We start from the raw sequence: 14,798 nt of genomic DNA, 5'->3' as shown, positions 1-14,798 counted from the left end.
AATAAAAAATGGATATTAAAAAGTCGCAACTTGTAGTTGATAATTGGATTAAAGAACATGGCGTTCGTTATTTTAACGAGCTTACAAATATGGCTCAATTAACTGAAGAAGTTGGTGAAGTTGCCCGAATTATTGCGCGACGTTATGGTGAGCAAAGCGAAAAAGAAAGTGATAAAGCTAAAGATTTAGGTGAAGAATTGGCCGATGTGGTTTTTGTGGTTTTGTGTTTGGCAAACCAAACCGGAATAGATTTACAAGCTGCTTTTGATAAAAAAATGGATGTAAAAACAAAACGAGACCATAATAGACACCATAATAACGAAAAACTGAAATAAAATGGATGCGTATAAAAATCAGTCTTTTTTAAAATTAACCATTCGTTTTGGTTTTATGTTTTTAGTTGTTGTAACTATACTTAAAATAGTAATTTCAACAGTTAAAAATGGAGGAATTTCAGGAATGACTGATGAATATTTTGGTGTAAATACCTGGCAACAATTTGTTAAAATTCAGTTGGTAATTTCAGCTATTTATGGCGCTTTTATGGCAGGTTATTACAAGTTTATAAAAAAATAAGATGGAATTGTTGAAAAGAAATAAAACTGTTAGCGGAAATATTCGAATTACAGGTTCAAAAAGTGAAAGTAACAGGTTGCTGGTTTTGCAAAAATTTTATCCAAACCTATCTATTGAAAACATTTCAAATTCGGACGATTCACAACTAATGCAAAAAGCATTAAAAAGTTCTTCAAAAGAAATAAATATTGGACATGCCGGTACAGCAATGCGTTTTTTAACTGCGTATTTTTCTGCCAAAGAAAATTCAGAAATTATTTTAACAGGATCACACAGGATGAAGGAAAGACCTATTAAAATTTTAGTTGATGCATTAAAAGAACTTGGTGCTGATATTCAATATCTTAATAATGAAGGCTATCCTCCATTAAAAATTAAAGGGAAAAAGCTGGAGAAAGATTTTGTAGAAATTGAAGGAAATGTAAGCAGTCAATATATTACAGCTTTATTGCTAATTGCGCCAACACTTCAAAACGGATTACAATTGAAATTTAAAGGAGAAGTTACTTCAGTTCCTTATATAAAAATGACATTGAAATTGTTAAGCGAACTTGGTATTAACTATGTTTGGAATAGTGATACAATTAGAGTACAGCATCAGCCTAAAATTGAAGACAAAACTATTATTGTGGAGTCAGACTGGAGTTCGGCTTCTTATTATTACAGCTTAGTTGCTTTGTCTCCCAATTCAGAAGTAGAGTTGGCTTCATATAAAAAAAACAGTTTACAAGGAGATTCAGTTTTATCCAAAATTTATGAGAACTTTGGAGTAGAAACTGTTTTTGGAGAGAACACAATCTTATTAAAAAATACAAATCAGCAAAAAAGAGAATTCTTAAATTTAGACCTTCAAAATGCCCCGGATATTGCTCAAACAATTGCTGTAACTTGTTTTGGATTGGGAATTGAATGTTTTTTAACCGGGTTACATACACTTAAAATAAAAGAAACGGATAGATTGGTTGCGCTTAAAATCGAAATTGAAAAATTAGGTGGAGAAGTTGAAATTACTAATGAAACCTTGCATTTAAAATCTTCAACCAAAATAAATGAAAATATAAGCATTTCTACATATCACGATCATAGAATGGCCATGGCTTTTGCTCCATTAGCCTTAAAAGTTCCTATACATATTGAAGATGCAAATGTAGTTTCAAAATCGTATCCAACATTTTGGGAAGATTTTAAAAAGATTACTTCATAAAAATAAGTAAAAAAAACTTTTATGGGTAAACACTTGACAACCCCTATGTTGATGTTGTATATTTGCGCACATTCAATAAAAAAAGTACATGAAATTATCACATTTTAAATTCGAATTACCATTAGATTTATTGGCAGAATATCCGGCAGAGCATAGAGATGAGGCGCGTTTGATGGTATTAAACAGAAAAAAGCAAACTATTGAGCATCGTTTATTTAAAGATCTAATTGATTATTTTGATGAAGGTGATTTAATGGTGCTAAATAATACCAAAGTTTTTCCTGCACGTATGTATGGTGAAAAAGAAAAAACAGGAGCAAGAATTGAGGTATTTTTATTACGAGAATTAAATGCTGAAAGCAGATTATGGGATGTTTTGGTTGATCCTGCTCGTAAAATTAGAATTGGAAATAAATTATTTTTTGGTGAAGATGAAAGCTTGGTAGCAGAAGTAATTGATAATACCACTTCAAGAGGTAGAACTTTACGTTTTTTATATGATGGTTCTTATGAAGAATTTAGAAAAAAATTAGAAGAATTAGGCGAAACTCCACTTCCAAAATATATTAAAAGAGAAGTTGAGCCTGAAGATGAAGAACGTTATCAAACAATTTATGCAAAACACGAAGGTGCAGTAGCGGCTCCAACAGCAGGATTGCATTTTTCTAAACATTTAATGAAGCGTTTAGAAATTAAAGGAGTTGATTTTGCGGAAGTTACATTGCATGTTGGTTTAGGAACCTTTAGTCCTGTTGAAGTAGAAGACTTGTCAAAACATAAAATGGACTCTGAACAAACAATTATTACCCCTAAAACTGCTGATATTGTTAATGAAGCAATAGATAGAAAAAAACGTGTTTGTGCAGTAGGAACTACTGTTATGAGAGCAATGGAAAGCTCTGTTTCATCTGACAGACATTTAAATCCGTACAGTGGTTGGACTAACAAATTTATTTTTCCTCCATACGATTTTAGTATTGCTAACTGTATGATCACAAACTTTCATACACCAAAATCTACTTTAATGATGATGGTTGCAGCTTTTGCCGGATACGATTTTTTAATGGAAGCTTATAAAGAAGCTGTTAAAGAAAAATATAAATTTTATTCTTACGGAGACGCAATGTTAATTATCTAAAAAAGAACTGTTTTTTAATAATTTGATTCCCGCTTAGGCGGGAATCTTTTTATAAACTTGAAAATGAAATGAAAAATAAAAAAGATATACGGGCTTTATCTAAAGAACAACTTCGTGAATTTTTTGTTGAAAATGGAGATAAAGCATTTAGAGGAAATCAGGTTTATGAATGGTTGTGGAGTAAAAGTGCACATTCTTTTGAAGATATGACCAATATTTCAAAAGAAACCCGTCAAATGTTAACCGATAATTTTGTAATTAATCATATTGAAGTTGACACCATGCAGCGCAGTTTAGACGGAACAGTAAAAAATGCTGTACGTTTGCACGATGGATTAATTGTTGAATCTGTATTAATTCCAACCGATTCAAGAACAACAGCATGTGTATCTAGTCAAGTTGGTTGTAGTTTAGATTGTACGTTTTGTGCAACAGCACGATTAAAAAAAATGCGTAATTTAAATCCCGATGAAATTTACGATCAAGTTGCTGCCATAAACAAAGAGAGCTTATTATATTACAATCATAAATTATCAAACATTGTTTTTATGGGTATGGGTGAGCCACTTATGAACTATAACAATGTGTTAAAAGCAATTGATAAAATAACTTCGCCTGAAGGTTTGGGAATGTCTCCAAAAAGAATAACAGTATCAACTTCCGGAGTACCAAAAATGATAAAAAAATTAGCTGACGATGAAGTTAAATTTAATTTAGCAGTATCATTACATTCAGCAATTGAAGAGGTTAGAAGTAAAATAATGCCATTTAGTAGGGCTTTTCCTTTAAATGATTTAAAAGAAGCTTTGGAGTATTGGTATGCTAAAACTAAAAGAAGAATTACTTATGAGTATGTAGTTTGGGATGGAATTAATGATACTAAAGAAGCCATAAATGCTCTGGTTAAATTTTGTAAATACGTACCTTGTAAAGTAAATCTGATTGAATATAATCCGATTGATGATGGTGAATTTCAGCAGGCAAATCCGCAAGCTATTGATGATTATATCAGTATTTTAGAGATGAATGATATTGTAGTTAATGTGCGCCGAAGCAGAGGAAAAGATATTGATGCTGCTTGTGGGCAATTAGCTAATAAAAGTTAAAATATACACATATATTTTTCTTATTTTTGATATCTAGATGAAACCTATCGAAAAAATAAAGCAACCCATTTTTCAAGAAATGGAACTCTTTGAAAGCAAATTCAAAGAATCTATGGAAACTAAGGTTCCGTTACTTAACAGAATTACCAATTATATAGTAAGACGAAAAGGAAAACAAATGCGACCAATGTTTGTTTTTTTAGTTGCTAAAATGGTTTCTGAAGGTAAATTTGAAGAAAGAACATACAGAGGAGCTTCAATAATTGAATTAATTCATACAGCAACCTTAGTGCATGATGATGTTGTAGATGATAGCAATAGAAGGCGTGGTTTTTTCTCGGTAAATGCATTGTGGAAAAATAAAATTGCTGTTTTAGTTGGTGACTTTCTATTATCGAAAGGCTTACTATTATCTATTGATAATGATGATTTTGATTTATTAAAGCATATTTCAATAGCTGTGCGTGAAATGAGCGAAGGTGAATTATTGCAAATTGAAAAAGCTCGTAAATTAGATATTACTGAAGATGTTTACTTTGAAATTATTAGACAAAAAACGGCAACCTTAATAGCAGCTTGTTGTGCAATAGGGGCAGCTTCAGTTGGCGGTTCTAAAGAAGAAATAGAAAAAATGCGCACTTTTGGTGAGCTTATTGGTACTGCTTTTCAAATTAAAGATGATTTGTTTGATTATACTGAAGATAAAATAGGAAAACCAACAGGTATTGATATTAAAGAACAAAAAATGACATTGCCTTTAATTTATGCTTTAAATAATTGTACTGATAATGAGCGTAAATGGTTAATTAACTCTGTAAAAAGATATAATAGAAATAAAAAAAGAGTTAAAGAAGTTATTGCATTTGTAAAAGAAAAAGGAGGCATAGAATATACTGTTTCAAAAATGAAAGAATATCAATTTGAAGCATTGAAAATTTTAGAAACATATCCAAATTCTCCTTATAAAGAGTCCTTGTTAACTATGGTAAATTACGTTATAGAGCGTAAAATATAGTTTTTTAACCTTGTTGTAGCTTTAAAAGTTCTTCTAAATATTCTCTTGAATTTGATAATCTTGGCACTTTATGTTGTCCTCCTAATTTACCGTTTTCTTTTAACCAGTTATAAAACAACCCTTTTTTAGCTAAGTTAATTTTAGGCATTGCCAATGTCATATTATTGTAACGTTTAGCTTCGTAATCGGAATTGATAGATTTTAGTGCATTATCTAATAATTCGGTAAAATATTTTATATTCTCCGGTGCTTTTTTAAATTCAATCATCCATTCGTGCCCTCCATTTTTTTTATTTTTCATAAAAATTGGAGCAACCGTATATTCTAAAATTTCGGTATTGGTTTTTAAACAAGTTTGTTTTAACGCTTCTTCAGCATTTTCAACTATTAATTCTTCTCCAAAAACATTGATAAAATGTTTTGTTCTTCCTGTAATTCTAATTTTATAAGGTTTAAGTGAAGTAAACTTTACAGTATCACCAATTAAATATCGCCACAAACCACCATTTGTGGTTATTACTATGGCGTAATTTTGGTTAAGTTTTACTTTTGAAAGAGGGATTGCTTTAGAATTTTCACCATTAAACTCATTCATAGGTATAAATTCATAAAAAATACCATAATCTAACATCAGTAATAAATCTTGAGAATCGTTTTCATCTTGAATGGCAAAAAATCCTTCCGAAGCATTATAAGTTTCGTAATATTTAAAATCTCTTTTTGGTATTAATTTTTTAAACTGCTCTTTGTATGGGTTGAAATTCACACCACCATGAAAATAAACTTCAAGGTTTGGCCAAACTTCTAAAATATTATTTTTACCTGTACGCTCTAAAACTTTATTTAATAAAACCAGCATCCAGGAAGGGACACCAACCAAACTTGTAATATCTTCATAAATTGTTTCATTTATAATAGCTTCCATTTTAGTTTCCCATTCACCCATTAAGGCAACTTCTTGTTTTGGAGAACTGCTGAAATCGGCCCAAAAAGGTAAATTTTCAATTAAAATAGCCGATAAATCTCCAAAATAAGTATTGTTATCTTCATAAACAGCACTGCTACCGCCTAATCGTAATCCTTTTCCTATAAATAATTGTGATTCCGGATTATTGTTAAAATATAGGCACAGCATATCTTTTCCTGCTTTAAAATGGCAGTTTTCTAAAGCTTCATCACTTACAGGAATAAATTTACTTTTAGCATTGGTAGTTCCGCTTGATTTGGCAAACCATCTTATTTGTGTTGGCCAAAATATATTTTGTTCACCCTTTCTTGAACGCTCAATTAATGGCTCAATAGATTCATATTGTTGAATAGGAACTTTTTCAGTGAAACCTTTGTATGATTTAATGGTAGAAAAATCGTATAACTTACCAATTTCAGTATACTTTGCTTTATTAAGTAGTTTAAATAATAATTCATGTTGTACATCAATGGGATATTTTATAAATAATTCCATTTGGTGTTTACGTTTCTTTAAAAACCATGAAATTATTGAGTTTACTATTTGAAATGGCATCTTTTATTAAGTATCTTTAGCGTGTTAAATTTAAGAAAAACTTTTATGCAATATACGGCAGTTTTAAAAAAAATGAAGACTGAACTTAATGATAAGGTTCAGTATTATTTAGATGTTGAAAATGATTTTTTAAACTTGAATCAATTACTGCATAAAACAATTCAAATTGAATTTTACGGTTATCAGTGTTTAAACTGTGGTGAAGAGAAAAAAATTTTCAGACAAGGTTTTTGTTATGAATGTTTTTACAAAAGTGCTCAAGTGGGTGATTGGATTATGAAGCCCGAATTAAGTACAGCTCATTTAGATATTGAAGACAGAGATTTGATCTACGAAAAAGAGGTACAATTGCAACCTCATGTTGTGTATTTGGCATTATCTAGTAATGTAAAAGTTGGTGTTACGCGTAAAACACAAATTCCTACACGTTGGATTGACCAAGGAGCTAATAAAGCTATTGAAATTGTTGAAGTTCCTAATCGTTATTTGGCCGGTATTACAGAAGTTGCTTTAAAAGACTATGTTTCTGATAAAACCAGTTGGCAAAAAATGTTAAAAAATGATGTTGCTGATGCGAATTTAATTGAAGAACGAGAAAAATTAAAACACTACATTCCTGATGAAGTGAAGCCTTATTTTTTAGAAAATAATGGTAAAATTACTGAAATTGAATATCCTGTAGATCAATATCCGAATAAAATAAAATCGCTTAACTTAGAAAAAACACCAAATTATTCAGGAAAATTAATTGGAGTGAAAGGACAATATTTATTATTTGAAGACACAACGGTTTTTAATGTGCGTAACAGCGAAGGCTATAAGGTACTATTAACCATTAATTAATTTAATTTCTTCACCAACTTTTAAGTTAAATCTACTTCTAAATAAATAAACTATAAAGTATAAAACAGGAGTATCTAATAATGCAGTAATTATTTTAAATAAAACACCACTAATTAATAAACCTGTAAACATGCTCCAAGGCAGTACTTTAAATGTGCACATTAATGTTATAACTGTTAATGTGTCAATAAATTGAGATGAAAATGTAGAAAAATTATTTCTTAACCATAAATGCTTTCCTTTGGTTTTTTGTTTCCAAAAATGAAATATTCTTATATCAATAAATTGTGCAAATAAATAAGCCATCATTGAAGCTAAAACAGCGATAGGAGATAAGCCAAAAACCTTTGTAAATAAGTTATTATTAACAGGTGAATTTTCAATAGCCGGCATATAATTGGCAATAAGAATAATTATCATTGAAAAAAGTGAAGCAAAAATACCTGCAATTACTACTTGATTGGCCTTTTTTTTACCATAAATCTCAGAAATAATATCAGTAATTAAAAAAGTTATAGGATAGGGTAAAATACCTACAGAGAGTTCAAACCGAAATAACCCAAAAGGATTCCAATAGAAGAATTTTTGAAATATTAGGTTAGAAGCCACCAATGCTGCAATAAACATTGAGGCTAAAATTAAAAATATTGTAAAAGCTTCAGATTTTTTTTGGTACTTCATTAATAGTTAGTTGTTACGAATATAGTAAATTATTCCTATTTTTGCAGTTCAATAAAATTATGATAAAAAATGAAAGCATATATTTTCCCGGGTCAAGGAGCTCAATTTAGTGGAATGGGTTTAGATTTATACGAGAATTCAACTTTAGCTCAAGAACTTTTTGAAAAAGCAAATGAAATCTTAGGATTTCATATTACTGATATCATGTTTGAAGGAACAGCAGATGAATTAAAACAAACTAAAGTTACACAACCTGCTATTTTTTTACATTCTGTAATTTTAGCAAAAACTTTGGGAGACGATTTTAAACCTGAAATGGTTGCAGGGCACTCATTAGGTGAGCTGTCGGCTTTAGTAGCAAATGGAGTTTTGTCTTTTGAAGATGGCTTGAAATTAGTTTTTAAAAGAGCTTTGGCAATGCAAAAAGCGTGTGAAGCTCAAGAATCTACTATGGCAGCGGTGTTAGGTTTGGATGATGTAATTGTTGAAGAAGTTTGCAAAAATATTGATGGAGTAGTAGTTGCTGCGAATTATAATTGTCCGGGGCAATTAGTAATTTCTGGTGAAATCTCTGCAATAGACAAAGCTTGTACTGTTTTAACAGAAAAAGGAGCAAGACGCGCTTTAAAACTTCCTGTTGGAGGAGCTTTTCATTCACCGTTAATGGAACCTGCTCGTGAAGAATTAGCTCAAGCAATTGAAAATACAACATTTAGTAATCCTATTTGCCCTATTTATCAAAATGTTGTAGCAAAAGCAGTTACAAATCCTTCAGAAATTAAAGAAAATCTAATTGCACAATTAACGGCACCTGTTCGTTGGACACAATCTGTTCAACAAATGATTGCCGATGGCGGTACTGAATTTATTGAAGTTGGACCTGGGAATGTTTTACAAGGTCTTGTTAGAAAAATAGACAGAAGTGTTGCTACAAGTAGTGGTGCAGCATTAAAATAGAAGAATAAAAAAAATCCTCTCAATTTTTGAGAGGATTTTTTTATAAGGTTTCTTGCCATTTCCAGGCAGAAAGTAGTGCATCTTCTAAAGTTAGTTCAGGTTTCCAACCAAGTTCTTTAGTCGCTAAAGTAGTATCGGCATAAGCAGCAGTTATATCTCCGGGTCTTCTGTCAACCAATTTGTAATTCAGTTTTTTACCGGTAACTTTCTCAAAAGCTTTAATAACTTCTAAAACCGAATTTCCTTTACCTGTTCCTATATTAAAAACTTCAAAATTAGACTTGTTTTTATTTTTAAGTAATCTTTGTAAAGCAACAATATGAGCTTTGGCTAAATCAACTACGTGAATATAATCTCTTACGGCAGTTCCATCCGGAGTTTCATAATCGCTTCCAAAAACAGAAAGTTGTTCTCTAATTCTGGCAGCGGTTTGTGTAACAAAAGGTATTAGATTTTGAGGAACTCCAATAGGTAATTCTCCAATTTTAGTGCTAGGATGTGCTCCGACCGGATTAAAATAGCGTAAAGCAATTGCTTTTATATCAGATACTTTTGTTGAATCTTTAATAATTTCTTCACCTATTTGCTTAGTATTTCCGTAAGGAGATTCTGCAGGTTTTATAGGAGCATCTTCAGTGATTGGTAATTCATCGGCTTGTCCATATACTGTACATGATGAGCTAAAAATGAAGTTATTTACATTAGTAGCTTTCATTTCCTGTAATAAATAAACCAAAGAACCAATATTATTTTCGTAATATTCTAATGGCTTTTGTACACTTTCTCCAACAGCTTTGGAAGCTGCAAAATGTATTATGCCATCAATTTTATTATTTTTAAAGAAGTCTTGAACAGAAGATTTAACTTTTAAATCGATATTAAAATAGTCGGGTTTTATTCCTGTAATTGAAGTTATTTTATCTAAAACATCAATGGTAGAATTAGATAAATCGTCAATAATTACAACGTCATACCCTTCATTTTGAAGTTCAACAACCGTGTGTGAACCTATAAAACCTAAACCTCCTGTTACTAAAATTTTGCTCATTATTTATTTAAAAAAGTTAAAATAGTTTTAGTAATAAATGCAAGTTGTTCGTTGTCTAGCTCAGTATGCATTGGTAATGAGATAACAGTATCAATCAATTCATTTGTTACTTTAAAATCTGCTTCATTATATCTGCTGTCTGCATAAGCTTTTTGACTGTGTAACGGAACAGGATAATAAATGGCATTAGGTATTCCGCTATCTAATAAGTGCTGATGCAAAGCATTTCTGTCTGCATCAATAATTTGTAAAGTATATTGATGAAAAACATGATCTGAAAAAGAACTTGTAATTGGTGTTACTATATTTTTATGATTTGCAAAAGCCTTCGTATAATATTCTGCAGCTTTTCTTCTGGCATCGCAATATTCATTTAAATGAGGTAATTTAATGCGTAGAATAGTTGCCTGAATACTGTCTAAACGCGAATTTACACCCACAACATCATGATAATAGCGTTTGTACATACCGTGGTTAACCATACCTCTTATAATGTGAGCTAAATCGTCATCATTAGTAAAAATTGCTCCGCCGTCACCATAACAGCCTAAATTTTTTGAAGGAAAGAATGATGTTGTGCCAACGTTTCCTATGGTTCCTGCTTTTTTAACAGTTCCGTCACTAAAGGTATAATTTGCTCCAATTGCTTGTGCTGTATCTTCAATAACATATAAATTATGTTCTTTGGCAATTTCCAAAACTGCTTCCATATTGGCACATTGTCCAAATAAATGTACAGGAACAATTGCTTTTGTTTTAGGAGTTATTGCTTTTTTTAATGCTTCAATATTGATGTTAAAAGTATCTTTTTCAACATCAACCAAAACAGGAGTTAAGTGTAGTAATGCTATAACTTCAACAGTTGCAGCAAAAGTAAAGTCGGCTGTAATTACCTCGTCGCCCGGTTTTAATCCTAATCCCATCATTGAAATTTGCAAAGCATCAGTTCCGTTTGCACATGGAATTACATGTTTAACATTTAAATATTCTTCTAATTCTTTTTGAAAACTGTGAACTTCAGGCCCATTAATATATGCTGCCGATTCCAGTACTTCTAATATTTTTGAATCTATTTGATTTTTGATTTTACTATATTGACTCTGTAGGTCAACCATCTGAATTTTTTTCATGGTAAGTAATTAAGTAATAAGAGACACAAAAGTACAAATAAAGCTTTTGCTTACCAATTGAAATACGAAATAAGTTGAGGTTAAAATTGATTAATCAAATAAGTTTGAAGATAAATATCTGTCGCCTCTGTCGGGTATAATTGTAACAATACAACCACTTGTAAGTGTTTCGGCAAGTTTTAACGCAACAGCTACAGCACCACCTGCGCTCATACCTGCAAAAATCCCTTCTTCTTTAGCAAGTTTTTTAGTCATTTCTCTAGCATCAGTTTCACTTACTTCAATCACAGCATCAACTTTGTTTGGGTTAAATATTTTTGGCAAAAATTCTTTAGGCCATTTTCGTATACCCGGAATTTTAGAATTGTCAGTTGGTTGAGCACCAATAATTTGAATGTTTTTATTTTTTTCTTTTAAAAAAGTTGAAGTCCCCATAATAGTACCTGTTGTTCCCATTGCAGAAACAAAATGGGTAATTTCACCTTCGGTATCTCTCCAAATTTCAGGACCTGTGGTTTTATAATGCGCTTTCCAGTTATCATCATTTGAAAATTGATTTAAACCGATGTATCCTTTTTCTAAAACTTGTTTTTCAGCATATTCACGAGAGCCTTCAATACCAATATTTGCAGGCGTTAAGGTTACTTTAGCTCCATAAGCTTCCATGGTTTGAACTCTTTCTTTAGTGGAGTTTTCGGGCATAACAAGTTCAATATTTATTCCAAATTGTTGGGCAATCATAGCTAAAGCTATACCGGTATTACCACTGGTTGCTTCAATTAAATAATCGCCTTTTTTAACTTCATTTCTATCAATGGCAGACTTAATCATGTTGTAAGCAGCTCGGTCTTTAACGCTTCCTCCGGGATTGTTTCCTTCTAGTTTAAAAAATAAAGAAACATTTTTTTTAGTAACTAAATTTTTTGCTTTAACTAAAGGAGTGTTACCAATGAAGTCGAATAAATAGTTGCTTTTCATTACTTAAATTTAGGTTTTAGTTTTATTTCGTGAGTGTGATATACGGTTGAGTTTTTAGGAATAGATTTTGTAATCCATACATTGCCTCCAATAGTACAATTTTCGCCAATTACTGTATCGCCGCCCAAAATAGTTGCGTTAGCATAAATGGTAACATTATTTTCTACTGTTGGATGTCTTTTGGTGTTTTTCATGCTTTTTTCAACTTGTAAAGCGCCTAAAGTTACACCTTGATATATTTTTACATGATCTTTTATAATACAAGTTTCTCCAATTACAGTTCCTGTGGCATGGTCAATAAAAAATGAATTTCCAATGGTTGCTCCGGGATGTATATCAGTTCCTGTTTTACTATGTGCATACTCACTCATTAATCTTGGAATTAAAGGAGTTTTAAGTAAAAATAATTCGTGACTAAACCTGTAAATTGCAATTGCGTAAAATCCCGGATATGCCAAGTAAACTTCTTCTACACTATTGGCTGCAGGATCGTTATCCATTAGTTCGTGAGCATCTAAATTCAGTTTTTCAAGAATATTTGGGAGTTTCATTAAAAATTCATTCCAAACATTTTCGTTGCATGAGCTATTGTCTATCAAACAGGCAAGCTTATATATTTCTTTGAAATCAACCTCAAGCTGTTCTATATTATTTTTAACACAAGCTTCGGCATCAAACAAAGTGTTGAACAGATTGTTTGTAAACAACTCAGTTTTCTTTTTCAACGAAAAATTTAAATGTGGTCTGTTTTTGTTTGATATTATTTTTTGAATGATTTCATCTTTTGTTGCCATGTCTCAATTTCATTGATTTTGGAGTTGTAAAGCTACAAAAAAAATCCGCCCAAATTTTCTATTAATTCAGGCGGATCTCAATATTTAACTAATTTTTAAATGATGGTAGATTGTCCTAAATCAATATTATTTTTGTTATAAAATGTATTTTCATCATCTAAAATAAAATCTCTTAAAAAGTTTCCAACATTAGTGGTTGAAAAATGATTTGTTGAGTTAATATCGGGTGTTGAAATATTAAGTTCTATTGATTTCTCAACGGCTAATCTAATATCTTCAGCTTCTTCATATAGCTCGAAATGATCTAGCAGCATGGCTACAGAAAGTACTGAGGCTAAAGGGTTTGCAATGTTTTTACCTTTTGCTTGCGGATACGATCCGTGAATAGGTTCAAACAAAGCGGTATGTTTACCTATAGATGCTGAAGCTAATAAACCGATTGATCCCGAAATTACACTTGCTTCATCAGATAAAATATCGCCAAACATATTTTCGGTTAAAATCACATCAAATTGTGTTGGGTTTAGAATAATTTGCATAGCAGCATTGTCAACAAATAGAAAATCTAGTTTCACATTTGGATAACTTTTTGAAATTTCTTGTACTCTTCGTCTCCAAAGGCGCGAAGTTTCTAAAACATTTGCTTTGTCTACCAAAGTTAATTTTTTTCTTCTGGCTTTCGCTGCTTTAAAAGCTAAATGAGCAATTCTATCTATTTCTTCTGTAGTGTATTTGCATTCATCAACAGCTGATTTTTCGTCGTTACTCAATTGTTTGTCTCCAAAATAAATACCGCTGGTAAGCTCTCTGTAAATTACAAAATCGGTTCCTTTAATAACTTCTTCTTTTAAATTTGATTTGTGAATTAAAGAATCGTAAGTAGTTAAAGGTCGAATATTTGCATAAAGCCCCAAACTTTTTCTGAGTTTGAGCAAACCTTGTTCCGGGCGTATTTTTGCGTTTGGATTATTGTCATACTTAGGATCTCCAATGGCTCCAAATAATATAGCGTCAGAATCAGCACAAATTTGCAGGGTCTCATCAGGTAGTGGGTCTCCGGTTTCATCAATGGCAATAGCTCCAACTGCAGCTTTTTTATACTCAAAAGTATGATTGTATTTTTCTGCAATAGCATTTAAAACTTTAATAGCTTGTTGAGTTACTTCAGGTCCAATTCCATCACCTGGAAGTACGGCGATTTTTAATTTCATATTCTTACTCTTTAGCTTTTTGCTCTTTAGTTTTATTCAATTGATTTATTAATTTATCTCAAACTTTTCAGATTGATTAGTATCCTTTAAAGTTACAATTTGTTCTTCAAAATCTACTAAAATTAATGATTTTGGATCTGATGTAGTAATTTTTAATAAAGTTTGTAAAAAACCTTTTGATATTTGTGCGGGTAAAATATTATTATTCAGTGAGTTATATTTAAAATTATTGTTAAATGAACTTGAAATAACAACTCTAAATCCGTAATCGTGAATAGCCCAAATGGCATTTTTATGATTTTTCCCACAGCCAAAGTTATTACCAGTGATTAGAATTTTACCAAAATAAGCATCTTTATTTAAAATAAAATCATCATTTACCGAACCGTCATTATGATATCTCCAATCTTTAAAAAGTTTTTTTTCTAAACCTTCTCGGGTTGAAGTTTTTAAAAATTGAGCCGGAATAATTTGATTAGTCGTAATATTTTCAATAGGTAAAGGTACTGCTGTTGAAAGTATTTTATTGAATTTCACCATAAATTATAGAGCATATTTTCACAGCAGTAAATTTTTACAACTTATTGTTTTTAAT

The 14,798-nt window shown here is 31.0% G+C and carries 16 protein-coding genes; 8 read left to right on the top strand and 8 right to left on the bottom strand.

Going from position 1 to position 14,798, the window contains the following annotated elements; all coding sequences use genetic code 11:
* The first annotated feature begins 8 nt into the window (after positions 1 to 8).
* The 6 genes from HGB55_RS04400 to HGB55_RS04375 all read left to right on the top strand — a co-directional run bounded on the left by HGB55_RS04400 (position 9) and on the right by HGB55_RS04375 (position 5,039).
* Positions 9 to 335, top strand: a complete 327-nt coding sequence (locus HGB55_RS04400; RefSeq protein WP_168815010.1) for a nucleotide pyrophosphohydrolase — start codon at positions 9 to 11, stop codon at positions 333 to 335.
* A gap of 1 nt (position 336) precedes the next feature.
* Positions 337 to 576, top strand: a complete 240-nt coding sequence (locus HGB55_RS04395) for a hypothetical protein (RefSeq protein ID WP_168815009.1) — start codon at positions 337 to 339, stop codon at positions 574 to 576.
* Position 577: 1 nt separating this feature from the next.
* The gene (locus HGB55_RS04390) at positions 578 to 1,780 is read left to right on the top strand and encodes a 3-phosphoshikimate 1-carboxyvinyltransferase (RefSeq protein ID WP_168815008.1); all 1,203 of its coding nucleotides are present in this window, start codon (positions 578 to 580) and stop codon (positions 1,778 to 1,780) included.
* 88 nt (positions 1,781 to 1,868) lie between these two features.
* Positions 1,869 to 2,918: a tRNA preQ1(34) S-adenosylmethionine ribosyltransferase-isomerase QueA gene (queA, locus tag HGB55_RS04385; RefSeq protein ID WP_168815007.1), complete on the top strand. Its 1,050-nt coding sequence runs from the start codon at positions 1,869 to 1,871 to the stop codon at positions 2,916 to 2,918.
* A gap of 68 nt (positions 2,919 to 2,986) precedes the next feature.
* The gene (gene rlmN, locus HGB55_RS04380) at positions 2,987 to 4,024 is read left to right on the top strand and encodes a 23S rRNA (adenine(2503)-C(2))-methyltransferase RlmN (RefSeq protein WP_168815006.1); all 1,038 of its coding nucleotides are present in this window, start codon (positions 2,987 to 2,989) and stop codon (positions 4,022 to 4,024) included.
* 37 nt (positions 4,025 to 4,061) lie between these two features.
* On the top strand, positions 4,062 to 5,039 hold the full coding sequence (locus HGB55_RS04375; RefSeq protein ID WP_168815004.1) for a polyprenyl synthetase family protein: 978 nt from the start codon (positions 4,062 to 4,064) through the stop codon (positions 5,037 to 5,039).
* 4 nt (positions 5,040 to 5,043) lie between these two features.
* Here the strand turns inward: HGB55_RS04375 and HGB55_RS04370 are convergent, their stop codons facing one another.
* Positions 5,044 to 6,561 (bottom strand): GH3 auxin-responsive promoter family protein, encoded by a 1,518-nt coding sequence (locus HGB55_RS04370; RefSeq protein ID WP_168815003.1) that lies wholly within the window; start codon positions 6,559 to 6,561, stop codon positions 5,044 to 5,046.
* Between the two features lie 45 nt (positions 6,562 to 6,606).
* Here HGB55_RS04370 and HGB55_RS04365 point away from each other — a divergent pair, with 45 nt between their 5' ends.
* Positions 6,607 to 7,404: a DUF2797 domain-containing protein gene (locus tag HGB55_RS04365; protein ID WP_168815001.1), complete on the top strand. Its 798-nt coding sequence runs from the start codon at positions 6,607 to 6,609 to the stop codon at positions 7,402 to 7,404.
* On the opposite strand, the gene HGB55_RS04360 is transcribed toward HGB55_RS04365, so the two are convergent.
* The gene (locus HGB55_RS04360; RefSeq protein WP_168815000.1) at positions 7,390 to 8,085 is read right to left on the bottom strand and encodes a queuosine precursor transporter; all 696 of its coding nucleotides are present in this window, start codon (positions 8,083 to 8,085) and stop codon (positions 7,390 to 7,392) included. The genes HGB55_RS04365 and HGB55_RS04360 overlap by 15 nt on opposite strands.
* Before the next feature lie 69 nt (positions 8,086 to 8,154).
* On the opposite strand from HGB55_RS04360, the gene fabD reads away from it, so the two are divergent.
* Positions 8,155 to 9,042 (top strand): ACP S-malonyltransferase, encoded by an 888-nt coding sequence (gene fabD / locus HGB55_RS04355; protein ID WP_168814999.1) that lies wholly within the window; start codon positions 8,155 to 8,157, stop codon positions 9,040 to 9,042.
* Between the two features lie 40 nt (positions 9,043 to 9,082).
* On the opposite strand, the gene galE is transcribed toward fabD, so the two are convergent.
* From galE to leuD, 6 genes are all read right to left on the bottom strand, one after another.
* Positions 9,083 to 10,090, bottom strand: a complete 1,008-nt coding sequence (gene galE / locus HGB55_RS04350) for a UDP-glucose 4-epimerase GalE (RefSeq protein ID WP_168814997.1) — start codon at positions 10,088 to 10,090, stop codon at positions 9,083 to 9,085.
* Positions 10,090 to 11,220 carry a DegT/DnrJ/EryC1/StrS aminotransferase family protein gene (locus HGB55_RS04345; RefSeq protein WP_168814995.1) on the bottom strand — a complete coding sequence of 377 codons (1,131 nt, stop codon included), beginning with the start codon at positions 11,218 to 11,220 and terminating at the stop codon, positions 10,090 to 10,092. Before HGB55_RS04345 ends, galE begins: the two co-directional genes overlap by 1 nt.
* A gap of 90 nt (positions 11,221 to 11,310) precedes the next feature.
* Positions 11,311 to 12,198 carry a cysteine synthase CysM gene (gene cysM, locus HGB55_RS04340; protein ID WP_168814993.1) on the bottom strand — a complete coding sequence of 296 codons (888 nt, stop codon included), beginning with the start codon at positions 12,196 to 12,198 and terminating at the stop codon, positions 11,311 to 11,313.
* Positions 12,198 to 12,992, bottom strand: a complete 795-nt coding sequence (epsC, locus tag HGB55_RS04335) for a serine O-acetyltransferase EpsC (protein WP_168814991.1) — start codon at positions 12,990 to 12,992, stop codon at positions 12,198 to 12,200. Before epsC ends, cysM begins: the two co-directional genes overlap by 1 nt.
* Before the next feature lie 95 nt (positions 12,993 to 13,087).
* On the bottom strand, positions 13,088 to 14,203 hold the full coding sequence (leuB, locus tag HGB55_RS04330) for a 3-isopropylmalate dehydrogenase (RefSeq protein ID WP_168814989.1): 1,116 nt from the start codon (positions 14,201 to 14,203) through the stop codon (positions 13,088 to 13,090).
* Positions 14,204 to 14,251: 48 nt separating this feature from the next.
* Positions 14,252 to 14,743, bottom strand: coding sequence for a 3-isopropylmalate dehydratase small subunit (gene leuD, locus HGB55_RS04325; protein WP_168814987.1), 492 nt, complete (start codon positions 14,741 to 14,743; stop codon positions 14,252 to 14,254).
* Between the last annotated feature and the right edge of the window lie 55 nt (positions 14,744 to 14,798).

It is taken from the genome of Lutibacter sp. B1, from assembly GCF_012524075.1.
Taxonomy (GTDB): domain Bacteria; phylum Bacteroidota; class Bacteroidia; order Flavobacteriales; family Flavobacteriaceae; genus Lutibacter.
This window is presented reverse-complemented; position numbering and strand designations above follow the sequence as displayed.